General features: G+C 64.3%; 33 protein-coding genes and 1 pseudogene. 13 read left to right on the top strand and 21 right to left on the bottom strand.

The annotated features are described in order from the left end of the window. Positions 1–2: 2 nt before the first annotated feature. Together RFA01S_RS00650 and RFA01S_RS00645 are read right to left on the bottom strand one after the other, a co-directional pair. On the bottom strand, positions 3–200 hold the full coding sequence (locus tag RFA01S_RS00650) for a helix-turn-helix transcriptional regulator (protein ID WP_027495100.1): 198 nt from the start codon (positions 198–200) through the stop codon (positions 3–5). Next, complete coding sequence (locus RFA01S_RS00645) at positions 197–604, bottom strand: hypothetical protein (RefSeq protein WP_094716211.1); 408 nt, start codon at positions 602–604, stop codon at positions 197–199. Before RFA01S_RS00645 ends, RFA01S_RS00650 begins: the two co-directional genes overlap by 4 nt. Positions 605–785: 181 nt before the next feature. On the opposite strand from RFA01S_RS00645, the gene RFA01S_RS00640 reads away from it, so the two are divergent. Together RFA01S_RS00640 and RFA01S_RS00635 are read left to right on the top strand one after the other, a co-directional pair. Next, positions 786–1,727 (top strand): DUF808 domain-containing protein, encoded by a 942-nt coding sequence (locus RFA01S_RS00640; protein ID WP_032367693.1) that lies wholly within the window; start codon positions 786–788, stop codon positions 1,725–1,727. Beyond that, positions 1,727–2,212 (top strand): GNAT family N-acetyltransferase, encoded by a 486-nt coding sequence (locus RFA01S_RS00635; RefSeq protein WP_072691967.1) that lies wholly within the window; start codon positions 1,727–1,729, stop codon positions 2,210–2,212. The genes RFA01S_RS00640 and RFA01S_RS00635 overlap by 1 nt, the downstream gene beginning before the upstream one ends. 54 nt (positions 2,213–2,266) lie before the next feature. Here the strand turns inward: RFA01S_RS00635 and RFA01S_RS00630 are convergent, their stop codons facing one another. Together RFA01S_RS00630 and RFA01S_RS00625 are read right to left on the bottom strand one after the other, a co-directional pair. After that, positions 2,267–2,941, bottom strand: a complete 675-nt coding sequence (locus RFA01S_RS00630) for a DUF1109 domain-containing protein (RefSeq protein ID WP_238325147.1) — start codon at positions 2,939–2,941, stop codon at positions 2,267–2,269. Between the two features lie 18 nt (positions 2,942–2,959). Further along, positions 2,960–3,331, bottom strand: coding sequence for a VOC family protein (locus RFA01S_RS00625; protein ID WP_032407914.1), 372 nt, complete (start codon positions 3,329–3,331; stop codon positions 2,960–2,962). 62 nt (positions 3,332–3,393) lie between these two features. Between RFA01S_RS00625 and RFA01S_RS00620 the strand changes: the two genes are divergently transcribed. After that, a complete protein-coding gene (locus tag RFA01S_RS00620; RefSeq protein ID WP_032407913.1) occupies positions 3,394–3,828 on the top strand; it encodes a MarR family winged helix-turn-helix transcriptional regulator in 435 nt (144 codons plus the stop codon). Between the two features lie 16 nt (positions 3,829–3,844). On the opposite strand, the gene RFA01S_RS00615 is transcribed toward RFA01S_RS00620, so the two are convergent. Together RFA01S_RS00615 and RFA01S_RS00610 are read right to left on the bottom strand one after the other, a co-directional pair. Then, a complete protein-coding gene (locus RFA01S_RS00615; RefSeq protein ID WP_032407912.1) occupies positions 3,845–4,567 on the bottom strand; it encodes a pirin family protein in 723 nt (240 codons plus the stop codon). Beyond that, positions 4,564–5,016, bottom strand: a complete 453-nt coding sequence (locus RFA01S_RS00610) for a MarR family winged helix-turn-helix transcriptional regulator (protein WP_032407911.1) — start codon at positions 5,014–5,016, stop codon at positions 4,564–4,566. Before RFA01S_RS00610 ends, RFA01S_RS00615 begins: the two co-directional genes overlap by 4 nt. Before the next feature lie 85 nt (positions 5,017–5,101). Between RFA01S_RS00610 and RFA01S_RS00605 the strand changes: the two genes are divergently transcribed. Beyond that, positions 5,102–5,626, top strand: coding sequence for a VOC family protein (locus RFA01S_RS00605; protein WP_027495111.1), 525 nt, complete (start codon positions 5,102–5,104; stop codon positions 5,624–5,626). Between the two features lie 34 nt (positions 5,627–5,660). After that, positions 5,661–6,443 carry a pirin family protein gene (locus RFA01S_RS00600; protein WP_032407910.1) on the top strand — a complete coding sequence of 261 codons (783 nt, stop codon included), beginning with the start codon at positions 5,661–5,663 and terminating at the stop codon, positions 6,441–6,443. Here the strand turns inward: RFA01S_RS00600 and RFA01S_RS00595 are convergent. Together RFA01S_RS00595 and RFA01S_RS00590 are read right to left on the bottom strand one after the other, a co-directional pair. Further along, complete coding sequence (locus RFA01S_RS00595; protein WP_045841719.1) at positions 6,440–8,005, bottom strand: Na+/H+ antiporter; 1,566 nt, start codon at positions 8,003–8,005, stop codon at positions 6,440–6,442. The genes RFA01S_RS00600 and RFA01S_RS00595 overlap by 4 nt on opposite strands. A gap of 32 nt (positions 8,006–8,037) precedes the next feature. After that, a complete protein-coding gene (locus RFA01S_RS00590; protein WP_032407909.1) occupies positions 8,038–8,841 on the bottom strand; it encodes an SDR family oxidoreductase in 804 nt (267 codons plus the stop codon). Between the two features lie 71 nt (positions 8,842–8,912). Between RFA01S_RS00590 and RFA01S_RS00585 the strand changes: the two genes are divergently transcribed. Together RFA01S_RS00585 and RFA01S_RS00580 are read left to right on the top strand one after the other, a co-directional pair. Then, complete coding sequence (locus RFA01S_RS00585; protein WP_032373463.1) at positions 8,913–9,677, top strand: ABC transporter ATP-binding protein; 765 nt, start codon at positions 8,913–8,915, stop codon at positions 9,675–9,677. Beyond that, positions 9,674–11,257 (top strand): hypothetical protein, encoded by a 1,584-nt coding sequence (locus RFA01S_RS00580; protein WP_032407908.1) that lies wholly within the window; start codon positions 9,674–9,676, stop codon positions 11,255–11,257. The genes RFA01S_RS00585 and RFA01S_RS00580 overlap by 4 nt, the downstream gene beginning before the upstream one ends. On the opposite strand, the gene RFA01S_RS00575 is transcribed toward RFA01S_RS00580, so the two are convergent. After that, the gene (locus RFA01S_RS00575; RefSeq protein ID WP_032367702.1) at positions 11,249–11,809 is read right to left on the bottom strand and encodes a sugar O-acetyltransferase; all 561 of its coding nucleotides are present in this window, start codon (positions 11,807–11,809) and stop codon (positions 11,249–11,251) included. The genes RFA01S_RS00580 and RFA01S_RS00575 overlap by 9 nt on opposite strands. 23 nt (positions 11,810–11,832) lie before the next feature. On the opposite strand from RFA01S_RS00575, the gene RFA01S_RS00570 reads away from it, so the two are divergent. Genes RFA01S_RS00570 through RFA01S_RS00560 form a run of 3 tightly spaced genes read left to right on the top strand, consistent with a single transcriptional unit; the run spans position 11,833 to position 14,079 of the window. Continuing rightward, positions 11,833–12,786, top strand: a complete 954-nt coding sequence (locus RFA01S_RS00570) for a D-2-hydroxyacid dehydrogenase (RefSeq protein ID WP_052060813.1) — start codon at positions 11,833–11,835, stop codon at positions 12,784–12,786. Between the two features lie 54 nt (positions 12,787–12,840). Continuing rightward, the gene (locus RFA01S_RS00565) at positions 12,841–13,290 is read left to right on the top strand and encodes an SRPBCC family protein (protein ID WP_032407907.1); all 450 of its coding nucleotides are present in this window, start codon (positions 12,841–12,843) and stop codon (positions 13,288–13,290) included. 27 nt (positions 13,291–13,317) lie between these two features. Beyond that, entirely contained in the window at positions 13,318–14,079 is a 762-nt protein-coding gene (locus RFA01S_RS00560; RefSeq protein WP_052060812.1) for a class I SAM-dependent methyltransferase, read from the top strand. Here the strand turns inward: RFA01S_RS00560 and lppU are convergent. The 5 genes and pseudogenes from lppU to RFA01S_RS00540 all read right to left on the bottom strand — a co-directional run bounded on the left by lppU (position 14,076) and on the right by RFA01S_RS00540 (position 18,062). Then, positions 14,076–14,675: an LppU family putative lipoprotein gene (gene lppU / locus RFA01S_RS00555; protein ID WP_032367706.1), complete on the bottom strand. Its 600-nt coding sequence runs from the start codon at positions 14,673–14,675 to the stop codon at positions 14,076–14,078. The two genes, RFA01S_RS00560 and lppU, sit on opposite strands and share 4 nt — an antisense overlap. Positions 14,676–14,781: 106 nt before the next feature. Further along, on the bottom strand, positions 14,782–16,011 hold the full coding sequence (locus tag RFA01S_RS00550) for a molybdopterin-dependent oxidoreductase (protein ID WP_052060825.1): 1,230 nt from the start codon (positions 16,009–16,011) through the stop codon (positions 14,782–14,784). 60 nt (positions 16,012–16,071) lie between these two features. Further along, positions 16,072–16,326, bottom strand: a pseudogene (locus RFA01S_RS28665) (SCO6045 C-terminal-like domain-containing protein); the annotation flags it as partial. Continuing rightward, the gene (locus tag RFA01S_RS00545; RefSeq protein WP_032407906.1) at positions 16,323–17,129 is read right to left on the bottom strand and encodes an MbnB/TglH/ChrH family RiPP precursor modification enzyme; all 807 of its coding nucleotides are present in this window, start codon (positions 17,127–17,129) and stop codon (positions 16,323–16,325) included. The gene RFA01S_RS00545 and the pseudogene RFA01S_RS28665, both read right to left, overlap by 4 nt. A 30-nt stretch (positions 17,130–17,159) precedes the next feature. Next, on the bottom strand, positions 17,160–18,062 hold the full coding sequence (locus RFA01S_RS00540; protein WP_032407905.1) for a TIGR04222 domain-containing membrane protein: 903 nt from the start codon (positions 18,060–18,062) through the stop codon (positions 17,160–17,162). Between RFA01S_RS00540 and RFA01S_RS00535 the strand changes: the two genes are divergently transcribed. Genes RFA01S_RS00535 through RFA01S_RS00525 form a run of 3 tightly spaced genes read left to right on the top strand, consistent with a single transcriptional unit; the run spans position 18,061 to position 21,836 of the window. Then, entirely contained in the window at positions 18,061–19,482 is a 1,422-nt protein-coding gene (locus tag RFA01S_RS00535; protein ID WP_162182901.1) for an HNH endonuclease signature motif containing protein, read from the top strand. The two genes, RFA01S_RS00540 and RFA01S_RS00535, sit on opposite strands and share 2 nt — an antisense overlap. A gap of 60 nt (positions 19,483–19,542) precedes the next feature. Further along, complete coding sequence (locus RFA01S_RS00530; RefSeq protein ID WP_032407903.1) at positions 19,543–20,841, top strand: lipase family protein; 1,299 nt, start codon at positions 19,543–19,545, stop codon at positions 20,839–20,841. A gap of 14 nt (positions 20,842–20,855) precedes the next feature. Beyond that, the gene (locus RFA01S_RS00525; protein ID WP_052060811.1) at positions 20,856–21,836 is read left to right on the top strand and encodes an endonuclease/exonuclease/phosphatase family protein; all 981 of its coding nucleotides are present in this window, start codon (positions 20,856–20,858) and stop codon (positions 21,834–21,836) included. Here the strand turns inward: RFA01S_RS00525 and RFA01S_RS00520 are convergent. Genes RFA01S_RS00520 through RFA01S_RS00490 form a run of 7 tightly spaced genes read right to left on the bottom strand, consistent with a single transcriptional unit; the run spans position 21,829 to position 24,685 of the window. Continuing rightward, entirely contained in the window at positions 21,829–22,428 is a 600-nt protein-coding gene (locus RFA01S_RS00520) for a hypothetical protein (protein WP_052060810.1), read from the bottom strand. The two genes, RFA01S_RS00525 and RFA01S_RS00520, sit on opposite strands and share 8 nt — an antisense overlap. 13 nt (positions 22,429–22,441) lie before the next feature. Then, on the bottom strand, positions 22,442–22,984 hold the full coding sequence (locus tag RFA01S_RS00515) for a DUF6286 domain-containing protein (protein ID WP_052053617.1): 543 nt from the start codon (positions 22,982–22,984) through the stop codon (positions 22,442–22,444). Beyond that, entirely contained in the window at positions 22,981–23,394 is a 414-nt protein-coding gene (locus tag RFA01S_RS00510; protein WP_032370065.1) for an Asp23/Gls24 family envelope stress response protein, read from the bottom strand. The genes RFA01S_RS00515 and RFA01S_RS00510 overlap by 4 nt, the downstream gene beginning before the upstream one ends. After that, a complete protein-coding gene (locus RFA01S_RS00505) occupies positions 23,387–23,566 on the bottom strand; it encodes a hypothetical protein (RefSeq protein WP_027495126.1) in 180 nt (59 codons plus the stop codon). The genes RFA01S_RS00510 and RFA01S_RS00505 overlap by 8 nt, the downstream gene beginning before the upstream one ends. A gap of 39 nt (positions 23,567–23,605) precedes the next feature. Then, positions 23,606–23,890 (bottom strand): hypothetical protein, encoded by a 285-nt coding sequence (locus RFA01S_RS00500; protein WP_162182897.1) that lies wholly within the window; start codon positions 23,888–23,890, stop codon positions 23,606–23,608. Positions 23,891–23,909: 19 nt separating this feature from the next. Then, positions 23,910–24,200, bottom strand: coding sequence for an Asp23/Gls24 family envelope stress response protein (locus RFA01S_RS00495; protein WP_027495127.1), 291 nt, complete (start codon positions 24,198–24,200; stop codon positions 23,910–23,912). Then, positions 24,197–24,685, bottom strand: a complete 489-nt coding sequence (locus RFA01S_RS00490; protein ID WP_027495128.1) for an Asp23/Gls24 family envelope stress response protein — start codon at positions 24,683–24,685, stop codon at positions 24,197–24,199. The genes RFA01S_RS00495 and RFA01S_RS00490 overlap by 4 nt, the downstream gene beginning before the upstream one ends. Positions 24,686–24,761 lie beyond the last annotated feature (76 nt).

Genomic DNA, 24,761 nt, shown 5'->3' with positions numbered 1-24,761 from the left:
GCTCAATTCTTATCGGGCTCGAACAGGTCCTCGATCGTGCAGTCGAAAGCTGCGGCAAGGCGAAAGGCGACGGGCAGGCTCGGGTCGAATCTCTCCTTTTCAATGGAGATGATCGTCAGGCGGGTGACGTCGATGCGTTCGGCCAGCTCGCTCTGAGACCACCCCTTCTCGGTGCGACGACGTCGAACATCGTTCTTCACTCGGACAGGGCCCGGTAGCGCGCGAACGCGTACCGCGCAGTGAACGATGCGAACGCAGCCAGCAGCAAGCCCGTCAGAAGCAGCGTGGCCGGGGGGTCGACTCTTGCGATGGACACCACCGCAAGGGTCAGACCCAGTACGGTCACCAGATCGGTGGCCGTACCGCTGGACGCGGATGTCGTCCAATGGCTTTCGATGCTGTCGCCCGAGGTGTAGGTCTGGTCGGTGGTGACCGGCGCGACGAACAGTATCCAGCCCAGCATCGCGCCGAAGGGCAGCGCGGTGACGCCGAACACCAGCGCGGAAACCCCTGGCGCGATGGGTGACACGAGCCAGGCGAGCAGTGCCGTCGCTGATGCAGTGGCCAGGCCGACAGCGGCGACCGATATCCATCTGAGTCTCACCTGAATGCTCCGTTCGTTGGTATAGCTCGCTATACGTATAGGAAACCATACATCCCACTCCGATGTGTGGTCCGCAGCGAGCTACTGGCGGTATGGTTCGAGCACGTGGATTGCCGGATTTCGGCGTCGTACTCAGCCCTAGGAGCCTGATCGTGCATTCGTCTTCACTCGGAGATCACTGATGGCCGGCGGACTGGTAGCCCTGCTCGACGACGTGGCCGCGCTGGCACGGCTGGCGGCAGCATCGATCGACGACGTGGGAGCCGCTACCGGCAAAGCGACGGCCAAGGCCGCCGGTGTCGTGATCGACGACGCAGCGGTGACGCCTCAGTACGTTCGCGGTCTCGCGGCCGAACGGGAATTGCCCATCATCAAGCGCATCGCTGTCGGCTCGCTTCGGAACAAGCTGCTGATCATTCTGCCGATCGCCCTGCTGCTCAGTCAGTTCCTCCCATGGCTGCTGACGCCCATTCTGATGCTCGGTGGCTGCTACCTCAGCTACGAGGCAGCGCACAAGATCTGGGGAGCACTGTTCGGTCACGGCGATCATCACGCCGAGGCAGAGGACGAGCCGCGGGACGAGGACAGCGTGGTGTCCGGTGCCGTTCGGACCGACCTGATTCTCTCCGCCGAGATCATGGTCATCGCTCTCGACACCATTGCGAGCGAGGGCTTCTGGAGTCGCCTCATCATCTTGGCGGTCGTCGCGGTGGTCATCACCATCGTCGTCTACGGCGTCGTCGCACTCATCGTCAAAATGGACGACATCGGTCTGAAGCTGGCCGAGGGTTCATCCGGGTTCGTCGAGAAGTTCGGCCGCGGACTGGTCAAGGGCATGCCGAAGGTGATGGCAGTGCTGTCGGTCGTCGGCACCGCAGCCATGCTCTGGGTCGGTGGGCACATCCTTCTCGTAGGCATCGACGAGCTCGGTTTCCACCCCATCTACGAGCTGGTGCACCACGGTGAGGATGCGGTGCGTGGGGTCGCGGGTGTCGGCGGAGTGCTGGCGTGGATCGTCAACACTCTTGCGTCGGCAGTCATCGGTGCGATCGTCGGCTGCATCATCGTTGTTGCGCAGCTCGGGATCTCGAAGGTGCTCGCCAAACGGGCCGCCGCGAAGTAGTGCCTGTATCGGCGACGTTCGCCGTCGTTTATCCCTCCTCGGAGCCGGCGCTCGACATCCTGTTTCGCTACAACGTCGATATCGTCGGACGCTTCTACGGCCGCGAGGCGTCGGACGAGGAAGTACGACGAGTCATGGTCGACGAGCCGAGTGACGATCTCGTGGGTGATTCGGGTCTGTTCGTTGTCGCATACCTGGGCTCGACGCTGGTCGGTTGCGGTGGTGCTCGTTTCGTCTCCGACGACATCGCAGAACTGACTCGGGTCTTCGTCGACGCGCGTGCCCGTGGAAACGGCGTCGGGTCGTCGATCGTCGAGTTCGTCGAAGGATCGGTTCGCCAATCGCGCCGTACGACAATACGATTGGACACGCGAGCGGACCTCATCGAGGCCCGGGGCCTGTACTCCAGGCTCGGCTATCGGGAGGTGCCGGCATTCAACGCCGAGCCCTACGCCGAGGTATGGCTGGAAAAGCGACTGCTTTGAACAGCTTTCGTCACCGACGAGCCAGCTCGAGGACCCGTCGCTCGGAGACAGAAATCAGTCCCGCCAGATGGCTGTGAATTCGTACCACGGACCGTCCAGGTGGGTGGCGGTGAAATCGTCGAAACCCACGGGCGGCCCACCTGGCGCGTAGGCCCAGCCGGAGGAGCTCATGAGGGAGAAGCCGCTGTCTTCGGTGAAGTAGACCTCGCCACCAGATGTGGCGCTTGCCGAGCTGATGTCGAAGGGGCCGATCTCGATGTGTTCGCGGCTACTCGAGGGCTGTGCACTCAATTCTCGCGCAACGGCCTCGAATTCGTCGCGATGGTCCAGCATATTGTCCGGTGGCAGCAGTACCAGAACAGCCGCTGCCAAGCCCGCCACCACCGGAGCCGGCGCTATCCACCACGACCATCTTCGATCCTGGCCGACGACGTGGAGGGTGCGAATTGCCCAGATGAGCCCGACGATCAGCAGCACCAGGATCGATGACGCGCCGGCGAGGAGCGGATCGAACCAGGCGAACTGTCCGTAGGGCGAGGGCCACCAGTTCCTGGACACGCATACCCACGTGACGGCGGCGATCGTGGTGAACACCAGCAGGATCGGCCCGGGCGGTTTCGCAGCTTTTCGAGGTGCGTTCGCCGACTCGATGAGGCGGTTCTTCAGGCGCTCGATGATGGTCGTGTTCCCTACGCGTCGGAGGTGGCATCCGCGCTCAGGGTCCCACATTTGTCGATGACTTCGGGGCTAACTGCTGTGCACGGTGACGGCGTATCCGTCGGGGTCACGTAGGACGAAGGTCTTTCCGAAGGGGCCGTCGAAGGGGGCGGTCACGATCGTCACGCCGGCGGCGACGAGATTTTCGTGGAGCGCTTCGGCGTCGTCGCACACCAGCCAGAGGGCAACTCCGAGTCCCGGCTGACCACTTTCGAGATCCGTTTCGGGAGCGGGGTTTCGGACGGCGAACGGCATCGGTGAGGTGGTGAACACCACTGCGCCGGGTGGTGCCTGGGGTGCCCGGACGAGGCCCAGCTGCGATTCGTAAAAGTCTGCACTGACGGCGAGGTCACGTACCTGGAGGGAGAGGAAGCTCGGTCCGGAAACGGTTGCAACGGTCATGTCGTGTCCTTTCGGTAGTTCGTCAAGGTCTTGACGAGATGAACGTATGTCAAGATGTTGACATGAGTCAAGTGGATGTCGACACCTCGATCGGTTACGCCCTCAAGCGGGCCACGTCCGCCCTGCGTTCGGCGATGGACGAGTGCCTACGCGATCTCGATATCACCGTCTCGCAGTACTCGAGCCTCGAACTCCTCGCGCACAAACCGGGACTGTCCAACGCCGAACTCGCACGCGCGGTATTCGTCAGCAGGCAGGCAACCCATCAACTGCTGGCCGGGCTCACGCGCGGCGGCCTGGTGGAGATCGAGGGGGTAGGTCGAGACCAGCGTCTGTACGTGACGACCCTGGGCAGGGAGCGCCTGCGGCAAGCGTCGGCCGCTGTCGCCGCCATGGAACACGCCATGATTGCGTCGCTGTCCAAGAGCGAGCGAGAAGTGCTGCACCGCAACCTTGTTGCGTGTGCCGAGGCTCTGGACGGGCGCGAGCAGTCGTAACCTCAGTAGTTCTCGGTCAGGCGAAGCCGGCGTGCATTTCCCAGATCAAGATCTCGCTCGCCGTCGATGCTGTCACACGGTGACCTCCGGTGGCGGTGAGTCGGACCGCGTCGCCCTGGGCAACGTCTCCGACGGTCTCGAACTCGGCGGAACCGTCGGCGACGAAGACGTGACCGTACGGCGCGTCAGGGACGGTGACGGACTCCCCCGGTGCGAGTCGGGCGGCATGCAGCGTCGCGTAGCGGTTGCCGATCCGAACGCCGCCGCGCCCCGACATGCCGGACGCCACCGGAACCAGCTCGCCGTTCGCCAGCTGGTCCTGTACGTCCAGCTCTTCGTACGAGGGATCGGTTCCATCGGTGTCGGGTGGGATCCACATCTGCACCCCGCGCAGCTTTTCTCTGCTGGTCCGGCTCGATGCATTGGTCTCGGTGTGCCGAATTCCGGTTCCGGCACTCATGCGTTGAACGAGGCCGGGGTAGATCAGCCCCGAATTACCCTCGGAATCAGTATGTTTCAGCGTCCCTTCCAGCACCCACGTGACGATCTCCATGTTCTCGTGCTGATGGGAGTCGAACCCTTCGCCGGGAAACACCGTGTCCTCGTTGTGCACCATTAGTAGCCCGTGCGCATTGGCCGCGAGGTCGTAATTGCCGGTGGCGGGAAACGACTGCTTCGAGTCGAGCCATTCGTTCCACCAGTGATGGCGTTGCGCACCGGGTATGTGAGTCACCGTCACGATGCGTGATTCCGCATTGCCGTGAAAGTTCGCGTCAAAGCCGCGAGATCGTTCGGGTCAACCAGATCGAACATTTTCTCTAGTACTGCCTCGACGTGTCCCGGGCTGGCGGCGGCGAGGGTGTTCATGCCCGCTTCGGTGAGTTCGGCGGACATTCCGCGCTTGTCGTCGTCGCATTTGACGCGTGTGACCCAGCCGTTGTCGACGAGTCGGCTGATGGCTCTGGTGACGCCGCTACGAGTCGTGGTGACGGCGTCGGCGAGTTCGCTCATTCGTCGGCGACGGTCGGGTGCCTCGGACAGTACGACCAGCAGCTCGAAGTCGGTGAAGGAGATCCCGGAGTCGCGTGTGAGTTGATTGTCGAGGTCGCGAAGCAGCAGCCGCGTCGCATCGAGGTATGCGCGCCAGGCCTGCTGTTCGTCGGCATCGAGCCACCGTGGTGAGTCCATGCCCCCATGCTAGTTGACAACGCAACTAACCGGTGTACTGTTCTCGGTAGTTGACGAAGCAACTACCTGACCGGAGGCCGAAGCGATGACTGAAACCAACGAACTGACTGCAGACGAGACACGCCGCGCGCAGGAGCACGCCGAGCAGCGGGACCGCATCCGTCAGCAGTACATGAAGCCTGCAGGTGAGCGTCCGGCATCGTCTGCCCGCGGACTTCATCACACGGCTTTGGTCAGCAGCGATGTCGAGGCGACCGTGCGGTTCTATCAAGACCTGCTCGAGTTCCCTCTGACCGAGCTCATCGAGAACCGTGACTACCCGGGTTCGTCGCACTTCTTCTTCGACATCGGCAACAGCAACCTGTTGGCCTTCTTCGACTTCCCCGGACTCGACGTCGGGCCGTACGCGGAGGTGCTGGGCGGTCTGCATCACGTGGCCATCAGTGTCGAGCCCACCCGCTGGGAGCACCTGCGCACCAAGCTGATCGACGCGGGAATCGAATTGATCGAGCACAGCGAGGTCTCGCTCTACTTCCGCGACCCCGACGGTGCACGGCTCGAACTGATCGCCGATCCGCTCGGTGAAATGTACGGCTCGCACGTTCTCTGAGAACACACCTACTTTCGAGATTCGAGGCAATGACATGACCTCTGCAGCAACCACACTCGACCTCCGCCGCGCCGACGACCGATTCAAGACCAAGATCGGCTGGCTGGACTCCAAGCATTCCTTCTCGTTCGGCAACCACTTCGATCGCAGTAACACCCACCACGGCGTCCTCATGGTCAACAACGACGACATCGTCACCCCGGGAATGGGATTCGATACCCACCCGCACCGCGACATGGAGATCATCACCTGGGTTCTGCAGGGATCGCTGGTGCACCAGGACTCGATGGGCCACTCCGGAGTCATCTACCCCGGCCTCGCACAGCGCATGAGTGCGGGCACCGGAATTCTGCACTCCGAGAAGAACGATTCGTGGCGACTCGGCGATACTGCCGGCTCGTACTCGGGCAAGCACGGCGATCCTGTTCGCTTCGTCCAGATGTGGGTCGTGCCCGACGAGCAAGGCATCACCCCGGGCTACGAGCAGCTCGAGATCGACAACGAATTGCTCAGCGGCGGTCTGGTTCCCGTCGCATCCGGCATGCCCGACCATGCCGATCACGCCGCCATTCGCATCAAGAACAAGTACGCTGCCATGCACGTGGCGCGCCTACAGCCCGGGCAGGCTCCGGTGGAGATTCCCGATGCACCGTTCGTACACATCTTCGTGGCCGAGGGTGAGGCGATGCTCGAGGGAGTCGGACCCCTCGCGCAGGGCGACGCCGTGCGCGTCAGCGGAGGCGGCGGTCAGAAACTGAGCACTGCCAGCGGTGCCGAAGTGATCGTCTGGGAGATGCACGCCGCGATCGCCGGTTAATCGGTCTCTCGGTGTGGGCGGAACGAATGCTCCTCGTGGTCGAGTTCGTGTTCGAGGCTGCGCATGCTGTTGTCCGGTAGCCGGCCGGCATCGCGCCAGCAGAGCAACTCTTCTCGCTCCACATCGAGGATTCGGCGGCGCGTACTCATCGCAGCAATCTGTTCCGGTGAGATGACCGCGTCGCCGACGTCCGTCTCGTCGAGATGATCGAGTCGACGGTGGTACCGGTCGATGCGATGCTCGAGCTCGCTCCGCAGGATCTCCCGGCCCTCGTCGTCGAGGTTCTCTTCGTCGGCGATGCGATCGAGCTGTGACAGTGCAGCTTTGGCCGATCCCTCACGTGCTTCGTTTCGCAGACGCGCCTCAGCGGCGGGGTCCGCGACGACGTTCAGCTTGCGCACCAGTGGAGCGAACGTGAGGCCCTGTCCAAGGACCGTCACCAGCACGACGAGAAATGCGCAGAACAGCAACAGGTCTCGGCTCTCGAACGGCTCGCCCGAGTCGATCGTCAGAGGGAGCGTGAACACCGCGGCGACGGTGATGACGCCGCGGGTGCCGGCCCAGCTCATCACCACCGCCTCGCGTGGGGACAGCCCGGTCGTGAGCAACCACAGCGGACGCAGTAGGAGCACGCCGGCCAGAGTGACCGTGACCGCGAGAGCGATGGTCGTTCCCGAGTAGGCCGAGAGGCCGCCGACCACGGTGGGCAACTGCTCACCGATGAGCAGAAAAACGAAGCCCTCGAGCAGCAGATCGATCAGTCGCCACACAGCGCTGGTCTGCAGTCGGCTGGCCCCGGAGATGGCGTGGCGGGTGTGGTGCCCGATCACCAGAGCCGCGACGACCACGGCGAGAACACCCGAGGCGTGAACTTCCTCTGCCGCCAGGTACGCCACGAACGGCGTCGCCAGCGACACGATGTTGAGCAGCAGTGAATCGTGAACGTAGCGCTGTACGAGGCGAATCAGCAGGGCGACGACCAATCCGACGACGATTCCGCCGGCCGCAGCCAACACGAACAACCCACCCGCGTGGACGAAGGTCATGTCCTGACTGGATATTGCGGCGATCGCGACGGTCAGCATCGTCAGCGCCGTCGCGTCGTTCAGCAGTCCCTCACCTTCGATGAGGGTGACGAGTTTCGGTGGGATACCGGCGCGACGACCAACCGCAAGGGCGGCGACCGGGTCCGGCGGCGCAACAGCGGCACCGAGCGCCATACCGGCGGCCAGGGTGATGCCCGGAACGAGCAACCACATGCCGACACCCACGAGGGCAGCGGTCGCCACCACGAGGGCGACCGACAGACTCAGGATCGTCCAGACGTTGCGGCGGATCGCGATCAACGAGGAGTTCAGCGCGGCGCTGTAGAGCAGCGGCGGAATCACCAGAGTCAGCACGACTTCGGGGTCGAGAACGATGTCGGGCAACGCCGACGCCGAGACGGCCAGGCCGGCCAAGGTCAACAACGCTGCCGCGGGCAGCGCCGTCTTCTTCGAGATCACCTGCGCGGCGACGATCAGACCCGTAGCAGCCAGGACCAGGCCCAGAGTTTCTATCACCCGGCTGTATTCCACCAGGTCAGGGGTTCAAACTATCTCTTCAGCCCGAACATCTTCGCGATCGTCTTCTCCATGAATGTCGCCGGCAGCAACCGTCGCGCCAGAAACACGACCGGTGCGTTGCTTCCTCTGGCGTACAAGGGTTTCGGCTTGTCGGCCTCGATGGCCTTCAGTACTACTTCGGCGACGTCCTCGGCGGAGATTCCGGTTCCTTCCTTGCGATCCAGTGACGAGATCGCTGTGTGGAAGTCGTCTCGGTGGACCGAATCCGCGGCGATGTACTTGGTGCGTCGTTCGCTGATTCCGGTGTTGATCGATCCCGGCTCCACGGTGGTCATCCACACGCCGAACGGAGAGAGTTCCAGCCGCGCGGCGTCGGAGAAGCCCTTGATGGCTGCTTTCGTCGACGCGTACGAGGAGCGGTAGGCGAGCGGAAAGCTCGCCAGCATAGACCCGACCATGACGATGCGGCCGTACCCGCGCTCACGCATGCCGGGAATGACGTTCTGCGACAGCGTCACTGCGCCGAACACGTTCAATTGGAACAATCGCTCGATGGCGTCGGTCGGCAGTTCCTCGAAGGGCCCGGACTGGCTCTCGCCCGCGTTGTTGACCAGAACGTCGACGGCGCCCAGCTCGGCAACGAATGCGCCGATCGACGTGGTGTCGGTCAGGTCCAGAGCTCGATACTCGACGCCTGCTGCCCGTTGATCGGAGGTCATCGAATCCGGATTCCGAGAAGTGCCGATAACTCGGTAGCCGCGGGCAACCAGCGCCGACGCGACGGCCCTTCCGATGCCCGACGAAGCTCCGGTGACCACTGCGGTGCGATTCATGCCCAGATGGTACCGATGCAGTCGGTTCGTAGCGCATGACGAAACCGCCCATACCGGCTAGTCTGTTACCCATGCAAACGAATCCTCCCGCTTTGCTACTCGAGCACATGTGCATGGCCTTCGGCCCCAAGATTGCGGTCGACGACCTCTCGTTGATGGTTCCGCCCGGGTCGATGTTCGGGTTGGTCGGCCCCAACGGTGCTGGTAAGACGACATGTCTGTCCATGGCGGTCGGGCTGCTCAGACCGCAGTACGGCCGAAGCCTCGTTTTCGGGCGTGACGTCTGGGCCGATCCGATCGCGGCGAAGGAGCTGCTCGGCGTGCTGCCCGACGGACTGACATTGCCTTCCCAGTTCACCGGCCACGAGCTACTGACCTATATCGGTCGACTGCGCGCGATGCCGGAGGACGTCATCGCGCAGCGTCGCGACGAGCTGCTGAACGCGTTGGGTCTCGCCGATGCCGGCGGAACCGTCATCGCCGACTATTCCGCCGGAATGACCAAGAAGATCGGACTGGCGTCGGCGCTGTTGCACGGGCCTCGCCTCTTGGTGTTGGACGAGCCCTTCGAAGCCGTCGATCCCATCTCGTCGACGACGATCCGCAACATCCTGATTCAGTTCGTTCGCTCCGGTGGCTCGGTGATCCTGTCCAGTCACGTCATGGCCCTCGTCGAACGGCTGTGCTCCCACGTCGGTGTCATCACCGGTGGTCGAGTCGTGGCGGCGGGAACGGTCGACGACGTCCGCGCCGGTGGCACCCTCGACGACGCCTTCGTGCGCCTCGTCGGCTCCCGAGACCAGAACCCGGACGGCTTGTCCTGGATGCGCTCGTGAAGTCGGTCGGTCGCACCGTCCTGCAGATGCGAATCACGCTCTACCGCAGGCAGTTCAAGGGCGGACAAGCAGTGGTCAAGACCGTGTTCGGGTTGCTGGGGCTGGCCCTCGCGGTTCTCGCATGCGTGATGGCGGCCCGAACCGACGCGTCGCAGGTATTGGTGGGCGGCACCGCAAGCCTCGGACTGACCCTGACGGGCCTGAGTTGGGTGCTCTTCCCGGTGCTGTCGGGTATCTCCGACGACAACATCCAGCCCCGCCACTTCCAATTGCTGTCCGTCGATCCTGCGCGACTGGCCCGTGCGCTGCTGACCACGTCGGTGATCGGCATGGTGGTTCCGCTGACGATCGTCGCGACGGCATCCATTCCGATCTACGCTCTGTCGCGGTCGATTGCCGCAGTGCCTCTGGCGCTGGTGGCCTGGCCCGCGACGGTGGTGTTCTTCGTGACGCTGTCACGGGTGGTGACACTGGCCATGTCGCAACTACTCAAGAGTCGCCGCAGCCGCGAGTTCGCGTTGCTGGCGTTCGGCGCTGTCTTCGGAGGCCTGTACTTCCTGCAGTTCCCCATCACGCAGAATCTCGATCGTGTGCTGTCGGGTGAGGTGACGTGGCCGCTGACACTGGCCCATTCGATTCCCTTCGGCTGGGGTATCACCGGCGTCGATGCTGTGCTGGAGGGCAATTGGCTGTTGGCGATCGGCGCGGTGGTGGGATTGCTGCTGCTGGACGTCACACTGGTGTGGGCCTGGCAGCGACTGGTTCTACGCCACTTCGAGGGGCGAGTCTCGACGTCGTCGGGATCGACCCGTAAGCAGACCGCAGAGAAGGGCCGCGACGGTGCAACAGGGTGGCGGGCAACGCGCGTCGGCGCGGTAGTGACGCGAGAGCTGTCTCTGTGGCGCGGTGACATGCGTCGTCGGAGTCAGCTGCTGTCGGTGCTGATTTTCGCAGTGCTGGCCGGCATCGGCCCGCTGGTGACCGACTCGATTCCGTTCAGCGCAGCCTGGGGCGCCTGGATCGCGATCTTCATGGCGATGGGTGCGGGATCGAATTCGTACGGTCTCGACGGCGGTTCGATGTGGCACCTGGTGATGATTCCGCAGGCTCTCCCCGACGACATCCGTGGTCGGCAGATCGCCTGGTTGCTGGTCGCGACCCCCTTCGCGATCGTGCCGGTCGTGGTGGTTCGAGTGTTCGGAGATCTCGGGCTCGACCGACTGGAGATCCCTGTCGCCGTGACGATCTCGATGCTCGGAGTCAGCGCCGGTCTGACCGCCGTGAACTCCGTACGCGGTGCCTACCCGGTGCCCGAAGCTACGAAGTCGTTCTCGATGAACACACGGGGGTCGTTCACCGGAAATGCATTCGTACTCCTCATCCTCGGGATAGTGGTCCTGGCCGTGTCGGTCGTGCCCGCACTGCTTCTCGCACTGCTCCTTCCGGGAGCGTGGGCGTATCTGTCCATCCTGGTGGCCGTAGCGATCGGCTGGCTGGGGATGTGGTGGGGCGCGCGAATGGCAGTCGGCACGCTGGTTCGTGACTCCGACAGAATCCTGAACTCGGTGATCTCACGGTAGTGCGCGGATCGCCCGACACGGGTTCCCTGCAGCGAACGTATGCGGCGGTACGTCGCGGGTGACGACACTTCCGGCTCCGATCACCGAGTTCTCTCCGATCGTGACTCCGGGACAGACGATGACGCCTCCGCCGAGCCAGACATTGTCTCCGATAGTGATGGGAAGGGCGCTCTCCCAACGAGATCGACGAGCGTCATGGTCTTCCATGGGATGCAGCGCAGTCAGTAGTTGCGCACGTGGACCGATCGAGACATCGTTCCCGATCGTGATCGGAGCACAGTCCAACAGGATTGCGTCGTAGTTCAGAAAGCTGTTGGACCCGATGGAAATGTATGTGCCGTAGTCGCATTGGAAGCGCGGCATGATCCACGAGTCTGCTCCGATGGAACCAAGTAGTTCGCCGAGCAGTTCACGTCTTTCTGCGTCCTGGTCCGCCTCGGTTGCGTTGAATCTGTCGAGCAGCTTTCCACACGACACCCGAGACGCCACCAGGTCGGGATCACTGTCTCGGTAGAGTTCGCCGCGCAACATCCGGTCTCGATTCTCGCTCATGGACCAGAGGCTATCTTTGTCCCGTGATCAATGTGCTCGTGGTCGAGAGTGATTCGGACCGAAAGGCCTTCCCGTCGATCGGCGGAGTCCACTTCCGCAGTTGCACGATCCCCGAACTCGTCGATGCGGTGTCGTGGGCGGAGGTTCTACTGTTTCGCACGTTCGAGGCAGTCGACCTGCAGGATGTGTGGCCGCACGCCGACAAGCTTCGCTGGATTCATGTGTCGAGCGCCGGGGTCGATCGGGTGCTGGATCCGGTGCTGCGGGACAGTCCGTGGGTGCTGACCAACTCCGGCGGCATTCTCGACCGTGCGATCGCCGAATACGTCGCTGCGGGCGTTCTGGCGTCGATGAAGAAGCTGCCCGAAGCGCTTCGGCGACAACGTGAACGGGTTTGGGAGCATCGCCTCACCAGTGGAATCCACAATCGGAGGGTGCTGGTCGTCGGTCCGGGTTCGATCGGCCGCGCCATCGGTCGCGTTCTCGGTGCACTCGGCATGCGTGTCGACGCGGCCGGTACATCCGAGCGGCCGGGAGATGCGGAGTTCGAGAGAATTCGTTCGGTGGACGAGTTACCGTCCTACGCAGGTGAATACGACGTGGTGGTGCTGTCCGCGCCGCTGACCGAGAAGACTCGCGGGCTCGTGAATGCAGAGGTGCTCGGGGCGATGCGTCACGACGCGGGGCTGGTCAACATCGCCCGTGGTCCCGTTGTCGACGAACAGGCCTTGTGTGAGGCGTTGGATTCCGGGGCGATCGGATGGGCTGTGTTGGATGTCTTCGAGGTCGAGCCACTTCCGGCGTCGAGTCCGCTGTGGGAGCTCGACAACGTGATTCTGACGGCGCATCTGGCCGGTGACGCCGACGACTTCGCCGATCGGCTGTGGACGCTGTTCGAGGACAATCTCGATAGGTACCGGCGGAACGAGTCCCTGGTCAATGTGGTGGACAAGCAGGCGGGCTACGTCCGCCGGTAGAAGCCGACGTCAATCTATGTGTAACACGCCGTCGCGTGTATTAGTGTCGGTGGAATGCGTGAGATAAACCATTCGGCGGTCGCGTCGACACCCCGCGATGCGGCTTTCGCCTACCTCGACGACTATCGAAACGTCCCGCGGTGGATGTTCGGGATCACGCGGTTCGAGCCGAGGAGTGAGACCACCTCCGGTCTCGGGGCGACATACGACGCAACCATGCAGATCGGCCCCAAATCGTTGAATTCGATCGTCCGCGTCACCGAATGGGTCGAGAACGAGCGACTCACGCTCGAATCGGTCGAAGGCCTGTCGAACTCCTCGACCTGGTCTTTCATGGACCTGGATGAGGGCCGGACCCGCCTCGATGTCATCTTCCGTTACAGCCTGCCCGGGGGCATCGCCGGTAAAGTTCTCGGGGCCGTCGTGGAGCCCGTCGTCGGGCAGGCGATTCGGCACACCGAGTCCACATTGCGGTCGCAGCTGGAATCGGCCGAACATCGGTAATCACGAATAATCGGTACTCTGGCTAACGTGACGGACGAGCCGGAACGACCCCGCGGACTGAGCTTCGGCAGAGTCGCCGAGGAGTACGACCGGGCTCGCCCTGGTTACCCGGCGGCGCTGTACACGGATGTTCTTGCCGGCGGTGCGACCCGCGTGTTGGAAGCGGGAGCCGGCACCGGAAAAGCCACCGTCGCGTTGGCCGAACGCGGCGCTTCGGTGGTTGCCGTCGAGCCGGATTCGGGTATGGCCGAGGTGATCCGACGCCGCACCGAGAACATGGACGTCGATGTTCAGGTCTCCCGGTTCGAGGATTTCGTCTGCGCGCCGTCATCGTTCGATGTCGTCGTGGCCGCTCAAGCGTGGCACTGGGTGGACCCCGATCGAGGAGCCGCGGTGGCGGCTCGTGCGTTGGTCCCCGGGGGATCACTTCGGTTGTGGTGGAACATGCCCGGTCAGCTCGACGGACCGGTGTGGGAGTCGGTACGGGCTGCGTACATCGCCACCGAGCCCGACGCCGCACCGCTGTTGGCGCACTCCCTCGGCGTGCAATCCGAGACCGCGGTACCCCGCGCGGCCGGCTTCGGCCCCTGGTCCACGTCGACGTACGAGTGGGTTCAGCGTTACTCCGCGGACGAATTCTGCGCGATGGCCGCGACATATTCGAGTCACCTGATTCTCACCGACACACGTCGGCAGGAAGTGCTCCGAGCGGTTCATGCGGCTATCGACAGCCACGGCCACCTGGATTATCAGTACGTCACGCAGATGATGACGGCGACTCGAGGCTAGGCCACCGTCGTGGTGCAGACGACGAATTGCCGTGCTTCGTAGGCGAATCCGCCTTCGGGGCAGTCGTTGGGGTCCGCGGTACCGGTCTTGATCTCGGTGACCTTCTCGACGCTCGTCGCGCTGGGGTCTGCGCAATCGACGCGGGCGGGCTCGTCCATTCCGGTACTCGGCACGCTCATGCAGCCGTCGATCACCCAGTCGACGTCGAGGCACAGTGCGCCCTGCTCGACACCGTTCAGAGTCTCGTAGTACGTCTGATTGACGTCGGTGGGGCACTGCTCGTTCTCTGCGGCTTTGGCGATGACCTTGTAGTTGGACTCCATGCTGCCGCATTCGGCGTTGTCGATTTCGGCGGCCGTCATCGTGCCACCGAGCTTGACGCACTGGCCGATCTCGACGTCGATGTCGGTGGAGCCACCGGCGTCGATGCCTTCCTGGCCGGACACGTTGTCGGTGGTGGTGGGGGCTGCGGAGCTGCTGGAGGCGGTGGTGTCTGCGGCAACGGCGGTGCCGGCGTCGGACGACGAACAGCCCGCGGCGAGCATCAGCGTGAGGGCTGCACCCGCGGCGAGAAGGCCTCGAGATAGTGCGTGCATCGTGGCATGACCTTTTGGACTCGTCCAGGCGAAGGAGCATTCCTTCGTCGGCAGCCCCGCGGGCCACCGATGAAAGATTCTCGACCATCCGGGCGGTTTTGCAAAGTCACGAACGGAACACGATGCGCGCCACCCACTTGGTGTTGTGCACACCGGGAAGCGCGGGAACGATGACACGTGCCGGGTAGCCGTGATCGAGCGAGATATCGACGCCGTTGACTTTCAATGCCAACAGTGAATCGGGATGGAGCACTTGATTACCCTGCAGCACAGCACGACCGAATGGGCCACCCTGTTCTATCGAGATGACTTCCGCGGACCTGGGTGCGGGTACACCTGCCAATGCTGCGAGTTCGGCCAACGGAACGCCCGTCCAACTCTGCGTGGTCGACCATCCTTCGACACAGGCGATGGGAAGTTCGGCGGTGTGCGGAGTCATCGACAGCAGCCTGCCGCGGGAGAGAACCACCGGTTCCATGTTCTCCGAAGTACTTTCGACGGACAGTGTCCAGTCTGCGCCCGTCTGTTCTTCGGTGACCCCGGCCGCCTCGGCAGTGCGATTGATCTGAAAGTCGTTGGGCCCGTCGCCGTACGACCGTCCCCGCGGAAGGAGAATTGCTGCCTTGCGTAGGACGCCGCCAACGGTCTGCCCCACCGTCAACACGGCCACGAAACCCATTCCGGCGGCGACCAATCCGATCGCACCTCGTCGGCTCATGGTTTCGTGTGGCCGGCTCGGCGCTTCGTTGCGGGCGCGCAGGACGTCCATCAACGATTCCGATCGAAGGGTCCGCCACATCAGCGGCACTTTGAGACCGAGGTGCACCAGGAATCCGGAGATGAACACCCAGGCACCGAAGTAGTGAGCGGCGTAGAAATCGAAGCCGAACACGTAGTCGTACTGGATGTTCAGCACGCCGGTGACGATCTCGAACAGCAGGCCACCGACGAGTGCCAGCAGCGACAGTCGTTCGAGTGCATGTGCGGGCGACCGGACCGGTGGCAGTTCGACGAGCTTGGGCATCACCGACCAGAGCTTGGCGATGACGAGCGGGACGATGATCAGGCCCAACCCGACGTGCAGGCCCTGCGTCAGCTGGTACAGCCAGGCCGGGTTCGTCGGCCAGTCGAAGAACGGTAAGCGCAACCACCCGACGGCACCTGGTTTGGCCTGGCCGAACTGCGGCCCGTACGCGCTGTAGGACAGTAGGCCTGTCAGAATCACGATCGGCAGCGCAACGAGCAGCACCGCGCCGAACACCGACGTCAACCACGTGCTGCGCAGCGGACTGCGAAAGCGCGCGAGCGGGTTGGGTGCGTCGGCCATGTATGGCATTCGCTGCCCGACCCGTCCCGGATGTGTGGCGGCGAGTTCCCCTTCCTGTTCCATGGCTCGGTAGAAGGCCTCGGCATCCTCGGCCGTCGACACCTTGGGGCGGCTCGACGCCCATCGGCGGAACAACATTTCGCATCGGTCGCCCAACGCCAAGGGCAGTGCCGGATAGCGTGCCGCGATCTCGGCCGCTCGTTTGTTCAGCAACGCCGCCCGGACAGTGTCCACTGTCGCAGAATCGAATTCGGCGGGCAGTGGCCCACCTGCCACGAGAGCGCGTACCAACTCTTCTTGACGGCGCGCCAGGTCGTCGTTCACCTCGTGTACCCGGACGTCCGTACCCCGGTGATGCGATCGAGTCCCGCGGCATCCGCGATCGAATCCAGTTCTGCGAGAAGCTCGGCCTCGGGTGGATAGTGACCGTCGCGTTCGAGCATCAGGGGCGTGCGATGCCCAGCCGTCGCAAAGGTTCGTAGTAGTTCGAGGACTTCGTCGGGCACCGGCTCAGTGTGGGTGTCGTGATAGATGCCGCCGCGGACCGTGCCACCGGCGATGTGGCAGTAAGCAATTCGATCCAGCGGCAGGCGTTCGAGTTCGGTCCACGGGTCGCGGCCCCGATTGAGTGCGTTCGCGTACACGTTGGCGATGTCGAGCACCAGGCTCACGCCGGTCCGCTCGACGAGTTCTGCCAGGAACTCACTCTCGGTCAACTGGTCTTCCGGCCAATCGAACAGGGCTGCAATGTTTTCCACCGCCAGTGGAACCGGCACAACATCCTGCGTTCGTGCGATGTTTCGCGCGAGCGCCGTCAGGGCTTCGTGGGTGCGCGGCACCGGAAGCAGATGACCGGCCTCGATGCCGTCGGCGCGGACGAAGGCGATGTGCTCGCTCACCAGTGGGGATCCGAGCATCGAGGCGACTCGTGCCAGTCGGTCGATACGGTGCTGCTCCACCGGCTCCGCACCGCCCAACGACAACGAGATTCCGTGCGCGACGACGGGAACTCCCAATGCGACGAGGCGATCGGGTGCCTGCTCACCGATCGATTCGGCGATGACCTCGCAGAACGCCAGCCCCGGCAGTTCCGAGACGATGCCGGATATCTCCGAGCGCCAACCGATTCCGAGCCCCCACGGGCACTGCGTCGACGTTCAACCTCCACAACCTCCGCCGCCGCATCCCCCACCGCCGCCACCGCAACTGCTGCTGCCGCCGTCGCCTCCGCTGCCACCGCTGTCGCCGCCGAAGCCGAACGACGCGGCCCCACCGGCCTGAGCGGTGCCGTAGCTGAGCGCACCGGCCATCGCTGGATCGAGCATCAGCAGGGCGCCTGCTCCGAAGATGGCTGCCGACATTCCAGCGCGAGTCGGCCCGTATGCGGTGAAGGACGGTCGCGCGCGGGGTGAGAGGTAATCGTTCTCGGCGCGGAGCCGGCGTAGTTCGGTATCTCCCGCGGCTGTCCGACGGCGTCGACGAAGCAGAACCGGCACGGCCGCGAACAGGACGAACACGATCGCGACGAGAAACCAGACGGGCTTGCCGTTCGCGGTGCCGGCGACGATGCGGGCAATCCCGACAGCGATGACGAAGAGCACCGGGAATGCCCGTGTGACAGCGGAGCCGCGAGCGCCGTGCAGCAGACCCTCGTCGACGAGAGTGCTCCGCAGTTGCGCGCAGGTGCCCGACATGTTCGCCACCAGCCTGGAGCGAACCAGGGGTGCTTTACCGCTACCGAGGCGTTCGAGAACGGTGCGGGTGAACCAGTCCAGCTGTGAGCGCTCGATGGCGCTCAGCTCGCGGCGCTTTCTTCCTTGCGAGTCGATGATCTCGGCATCGCGAAGTATGGCCAACGACGCCATCACTGCCTGGGAGTCGCTGGTGAGCACACCTACTTCGGGTGGTGTGAGCACGCGGCCTGCCGACGTCACCGGGGTCGATCGGTGAGCGGCTATCCAGTTCTCCGCCATCGTCAGGAGTATCGCGAGAACGGCCGCGAGCAGGTACCAGCGGAGAAAGTCCGAGCTGGGGATGCCCCAGGTGTCCGAACCGCTCATGGCCACACCCACTTTCCGTCGGATCCAGCATCTGATGCTCAGTATCGGGCCCGCGGGCGAGAAAGCAACCCCGACGACGTCCCCGCGGGGACGGGTGCGTCGGTTTCTCGCCGTTCTTGTCGGCGCCCCGTCGTACTCTCGTCGAACATACATTCGACGAGTGGGGGCATTCATGGTCAAGACTGCAGACATCGAGACGGAGATATGCGCGCTGGCGGGCCAGATCGCGGCTGCATCTGCGCAGTATCTGATCCTGGTCGGTGAGTTCGATGATCGACGTGGGTGGGCCGCGTGGGAGACGAGGTCCTGTGCGCACTGGTTGTCCTGGCGCGCGGGAGTCGATCTGCACACTGCCCGTGAGCAGGTACGGGTGGCCAAGGCGATGCGAGAGCTGCCGCTGATCACCTCTGCGTACCTGAGCGGCACGGTGTCGTACTCGAAGGTGCGCGCGATGACCCGTGTCGCAACAGCCGACAACGAAGCGTCACTGTTGCAGAAGGCGCTCGATGCACCCGCCGCGCACATCGAACGTCTCTGCCGTGGTCTGAAGAAGGCGATGAGGCCGACCAGGGGCAACGGTGTCGACCTCGATCCGTGTGTGGGACGGTGGCGCTGGGACGACGAGGACGGCTCGCTCGTGGTGACGGCGCGCTTTCGGCCCGAGGACGGCAAGCGATTTCTGGCTGCGGTGACCAGGGCCGAGTACGAGCGCACTCGCACGGAGGTGGAATCCGAGGGTGACCGGTCGGCCCCGGCACCGCCGAACCCCGTCCCTGCGCTCGTCGCAATGGCGGAGATGGTGTGTGACGCCATCGATTCGCCGGTCGTCTCACCTGCCGCGGAAGTGTTGGTACACCTCGGAGACAGCAGCGAAGCAGGGTGCGATCATGCTCATTTCGACGACGGACCTGGTCTGGACGACGAAACTCTCGCCCAGGTGTTGTGTTCATCGGTCATGCGAGTCGTCGGTCACGGCCGGCTGGGAAAAACTGTGCGGTGGAGTACCACGGCCAAAGCTCCGAGTCGAACCCAGTTGCGTCAGTTGATCATTCGCGATCGATGCTGCTCGGTGCCCGGGTGCGGGCGCACCCGGTTTCTGCATGCTCACCACGTCACCTACCGCTCGCGGGGAGGTGCGACGTCGCTCGACAACCTGGTTCTCCTGTGCGGCGAACACCATCGAGCACTGCACGACGGCTACTTCCTCATCGAATCCCTCGGCAACCAACGATTCACGTTCCGGCACCCATCGGGAGCAGAGATGGTTCATGCGCCGGCGCTGTCCGGAGACGCGGAGGTCCTCCGGCGGCAATATCAGCACATCGAACCCGACGCCATTGTCCCGAACTGGGGCGGGGAAGGCCTCGACCTGAGCTACGCGACCGACGTTCTGATCACCAACTGGCAGCAGGCTGCATGAAAAGGGGCCGTTCAGGGCAAGTTAGTGTGACGAAGAGACTCGGACAAGAAGCGGTGGGATATGAGCGTCGACAGATCGATGGCGGACGAACAGTCCTGGCCGGTGGAAAAATGGCCGAGCTGTGAGGACGCGACCAGGCCGGAGAACGACCCGTTCTACGCCGCGCCCGAGGGCTACGAAGCAGCTCTACCGGGGACGATCCTCAAGGTGAGGCCGGTCGAGGTCGCGATGTTCGGCCACGTGCGACAGCGAGTCGACGCATGGCAGCTGCTGTACCGAACCGCCGATCTGGGCGGTGTACCGCAGGCCAGTGTGACGACGGTGCTGCGGCCGCAGAATGCCGAACCGGTGTTGCTCTCGTACCAGTGCGCCATCGACGGCGTTGCGTCCTCGTGCTTCCCGTCCTACGCGCTTCGACGGGGCTCGAAGGCCCTCGGCGCAGTTCCCCAGTTCGAGTTTCTGCTGGTTCTGCATGCCCTGCGCCGCGGATGGACCATCTCGATCCCCGACCACGAGGGACCGGACGGACATTGGGGGTCGCCGCAGGAGCCAGGATTCTGCACACTCGACGCGATCCGCGCGGCGCTGTCGTTCGAGTCGTTGGAGCTGCACGAGAGCACACCCGTCGCATTGTGGGGATATTCGGGCGGCGGGCTGGCGACGTCGTGGGCCGCGGAGATGGCCCCCGAATACGCGCCGGAGCTCGAGCTCGTCGGTGCCGCCCTCGGCTCCCCCGTCGGCGATCCGGGTTCTGCGTTCACCAGGCTCAACGCGACGCTGCACGCGGCTCTGCCGACGCTTGTTGTCGCGGGACTGCGACGCACCTACCCCGATCTCGATCGTGTGGTGCGTCAGTACGTCAGCGAGGACGGAATGCGCATTCTCGATTCCGTCGAATCGATGACGACCGTTCGCGCCGTCAGGCGGCTGGCTCGGCACGATCTCGACAACTACATCGACATTCCGCTTGCCGACCTGCTCGCCCTACCCGAGATCGTGCAGGTGTTCCAGGACATCCAGCCCGGTCGCACTGCGCCGTCGGTGCCGCTGCTGGTCGTGCAGGCCGTGCACGACCAGATCATTGCCGTCGACGACGTCGACGGCCAGGTCGATCGGTATCTCGAAGCCGGCGCACACGTCACCTACCTGCGAGATCGGCTGAGCGAGCACCTGTCGCTGCATCCGCTCAGTGCGCCCCTGACCCTCGACTGGCTGGCCGATCGCTTTGCCGGCCTTCCTGTTGCCGAACCGGCGACCAGAACGGTGTGGTCGACGGCGTTCTCGTTCGCGGCTGTACGGGGCTTGATGTCTCTGACCTGGACAACCGTCCGAGCATTGACCGTCGGCGTCAGGGCGTAGCTACTCTCGGTGCGATGCAGCGAACCTGGGTACGGATTCTCACCGGAACGATCGCGACGCTGGGCATCGTCACCGGACTGGTAGCGATGGGGGCGTACTACACCGACACCCGCATCAACGTTCTGATCGCGCTGGCATCGTTCGTTCCCCTGATGCTCGTTGCTGTCGTGGTCGGTGCCGTCGTCGCGCTGATCGGTAGGCAATGGATTCTGGCGGCGGTGTCCGCGGTCGTGTTGGCAGCAGCCGCAGTGGCGTACGCACCTCTGTACGTGGCCGACGCGGCATCCCAGGACGAGGCGAGCGGCGATGCCGTCCGGCTGCGGGTGATGCAGGCCAACCTGATGGTGGGCAGCGCCGATCCGTCGGTCGTCGTCGGATCGGCACGCGACAACGCCGTCGACGTCGTGACGATCCAAGAGCTGACCGATGCGTCGGTGCTCGGGCTACGGGATGCCGGCATGGAGCAACTCTTTCCGTACAGCTACCTGCGAGCGTTGCCGACGGGTGGCGGAGGTGCCGGAATCTACAGTCGCACACCGCTGTCCGACAACCGCGAACTCGCCGGCTACGGGCCCGTGAACCTGGCCACCTCCGTCGACGTTCCCGGATCGGAGCCAGTGACGCTGCTGGCCGTCCATCCCGGCCCGGCATACGTCACCCCGGCCGATATCTGGACCGCCGAATTGGACACGCTCCGTAGCGATCTCGAGGCGGTGTCGGCAAGCGGTCCCGTCATCGTCAGTGGTGATTTCAACACCACGTATTCGCACAAGAAGTTCAGGAACCTACTCGATGCCGGATATACCGACGCTGCAGCACAATTGGGGATGGGGCTGATCCCGACCTATCCCACGGACAAGGGCACTCCGGCCGTCGTCGGCATCGACCACATTCTCACCAATTCCGGGCACGCCCGATCACTGGAAAGAATCGACCTCCCGGGATCGGACCACCACGGTCTGATCGGGGAGATCGAGTTCTCCGGAGTCAGCTGACGCGCGCCGACTGCTTACGAGACTTGCCGCACTGCAACAGAATTCGCACCTTGGCTGGAGTTCCGTCGAGTGAGGTCGCGATGTCGTCACGGGTCCGTGCTGCGGCGCCCGACACCTGCTCGAGGGACGTGACGGCTGGGTCGAGCGTCGCGACGATCTCGACCACGCGCTGTCCCCTGTCCGAGACCGAGCGACCGGAGGCCGAGACGATTCCGTCGTGACCTGCCAGCGACTTGGCTGCACTACGGGCCGCGGTGCCCAGGTCGACGCTGAGCCTGCCGTCGACATGGGTACCGTCCACGTTCGTGACCTCGGCCGACGTGGATCCGAAGGCCACGGTCCCGACCGATCGGCGCGGCAGGTGCGCGAGCAACCACCACAGACCCAGCAGGATCAGCACGACAGCGGCTACGCCGAGAGCCCAGGGCCACCAACCGGCGTCGACGGCGGTGTCGACAAACGCGGCGTCCAGCCGCTCGCGGCCGGGAAGCTCGCCACGTTCCCACGCGATAGCTCCGCCGCCGAGAGCGATCAGAGCCAGCCCGACGACGGCTGTGCCGGTGCGGTCGAGCGATGCGGTTGCACGTTTCACAGCTGCTGTCCTTTCATGAGGCCTGTCCTGTCGTTCGCACTCGGGTGCGCACCTTGGGTGCCGACGCGAGTGGGCGGAGGGCGTCGTCCACGGACGTCACGACCGCGGACTTCAGAGCCGAGGTGTCGGTACCGGCCACGGTGGAGACGGCGACGGTCACCTTCTTGTTGCCTGCCTTGGCGGACGCGGTGTCGACGCCCACACTGTCCAGGGCGGCAGATCGCGCGACGGCAGCGACGTCGCCCTTACGAAGCCAGACGCCCTGCTCGGTGAGAGCACGGTGGGTGCGACGACGTGGGCGAATTGCCACGAACACGAGAACGAATCCGATGACGACGGCGGCGATACCTGCGGGCAGCATCCACTGCTGAGCGGTGAGCCCGTCGAGGTTCGACGCGGCCGGGCCGACCCACTCGGAGCCGTCGAGAGCGCCCAGCTTCAGCAGCGCCTCGCGGCCGAGTACGACTCCGGCGGCGATGAGAACGAGAGCGAACAGGACGGCCGGAACAGCTGCGGTGGGGTTGGCCACCGGCTTCTTGCTTGCTTGCTCTGTCACTGCACTCTCCCTTCTTCGCTGGTGGGCTCGGCCGGTATGCATTCGACGGTCACGTCGACTCGGTCGACGGTGTAGATACCGAGTTCGGACAGGTCTCTGGCCACGGCGGCGCGAACGTTCGCAGCCACTTTCGCCAACGGTGAGGGCCAGGTGACTCCGACGGAGACCTTTGCTCGCACGCGCTCGCCGGTGATCGTCACATCGGCCTTCGGCAGATCACGCCCACCGAGGAGGTGCAGTCCGGGCTGGCGGTCGGTGACGGAGTCGGTACCGCGGGCCGCCAGAACGGCCAGGCGTTCGACTGCCTTGTGCTTGATCTCCAGGGAACCGCGATCGCCGGGGTCCGCGAGTGACCCCGGGGTTGCTGCCGGTGTCCCGGGGGTCGTGGGGGCTGCTGCTGTGTCAGTCACGACCGCGACCACGCATGATCGAGTTCAGATCCAGTTCACCGTCGATGTAGCGGCCGACGAAGAAACCGAGTCCGCCGAGGACGATGGCGATGAGGAAGCCGGTGAAGCCGCCGGCTGCTGCGGCGATGGCCAGCAAAAGTCCCACGAACAAACCGATGGTTGCAGTGGTCATGGTCTTGATCTCCAGTCAGAGTGTTCGGATGTCGAGGGTTCAGATGTCGAAGTAGTTGCGTCGAGTGACGCGTTTGCGGAGCCGGGCGATGCGTTTCGGCAGTGTGCGCAGTGGCGTCGGTACCGAGGACGAGCGGAACGCTGTCGGTGCGCTGGCAGTGTTGATCGGAGTCGACGGAAGTACGGCGAACCGGCGGTCGACTTCCGCGAGCTCTGCCATGTACCGGGCGGGATCACCACCGATGTCGGGGTGGTGTTCTCGGGCCACAGCGCGCCGGGCCGCCTTGTACGCGGCGGCCCGGTCGCGCGCTGAATGCTCGTTCACCTGGTCAGACTCGCACAATTCAGACCCGCACGACATCCTCGACTGTGACGTGCACGGGCCCGTCGACCATTGCCGCGACGGTGCTACGCACTGCCTCGGCGGTCTCCCGTACGGCGTAGCCGAACTGGAGAGTGACGTGTACCTCGGTGCCGTCGTCTGCGATCCGGATGCCGGCGACGCGGCGTCCGGGTAGATAGGTCGCAGCCTCGCCGAACATGCCGCCGTGCAGCCCGACGACACCGTCGATCGCCTGTACGGCGTCTGCGATGTCCTCGGACTTGTCACGGTCCGTCGGGTTCGGGTCGGTCACTGCACTCGGGTGGAGGCGGTCTCGGTGGTCTCCTCTTCGTCCGAGCCGTCGTCCAGGTAGATGTCGTGAACGACGATGTTGACCTCGGTGACCTCGAGGCCCGTCATGCGCTCGACGGCGTTGATGACGTTGCGACGAATGCCTGCTGCGAGGTCTGCGATCGAGACGCCGTAATCGGCGACGATGTCGATGTCGACCGCTGCCTGACGCTCGCCGACCTCGACCGAGACGCCCTGCGACTGGTTGACGCGGGCACCCGGGATACGCTCGCGCAGGGCACCGATGGCGCGGCTCGCTCCGCCGCCGACGGCATGTACGCCCTGGACCTCACGGGTGGCGATGCCGGCGATCTTCGAGACGACGGTATCGGCAATGGTGGTGCGGCCCTGCGAGCTGACGAGCACGGAATCCGACTTCGTGGTGATGTCGGTCTTGCCTTCGCCTGCTGCGGATACGGTTGCCTTGGTGTCCGTCGTGGAGCTCATGACTGCCTCTCTTCGCTGAGTAGTGGTGCACAGTGTGTGTCAGGAGTTGGTCGTAGCTCGATCACCGAAACGCACG

Origin of the sequence: Rhodococcoides fascians NBRC 12155 = LMG 3623 (assembly GCF_001894785.1) — a bacterium.
Classification (GTDB): Bacteria; Actinomycetota; Actinomycetes; order Mycobacteriales; family Mycobacteriaceae; genus Rhodococcoides; species Rhodococcoides fascians.
The sequence above is the reverse complement of the archived record's forward strand: the minus strand, read 5'-3'. Positions and strand labels throughout refer to the sequence as shown.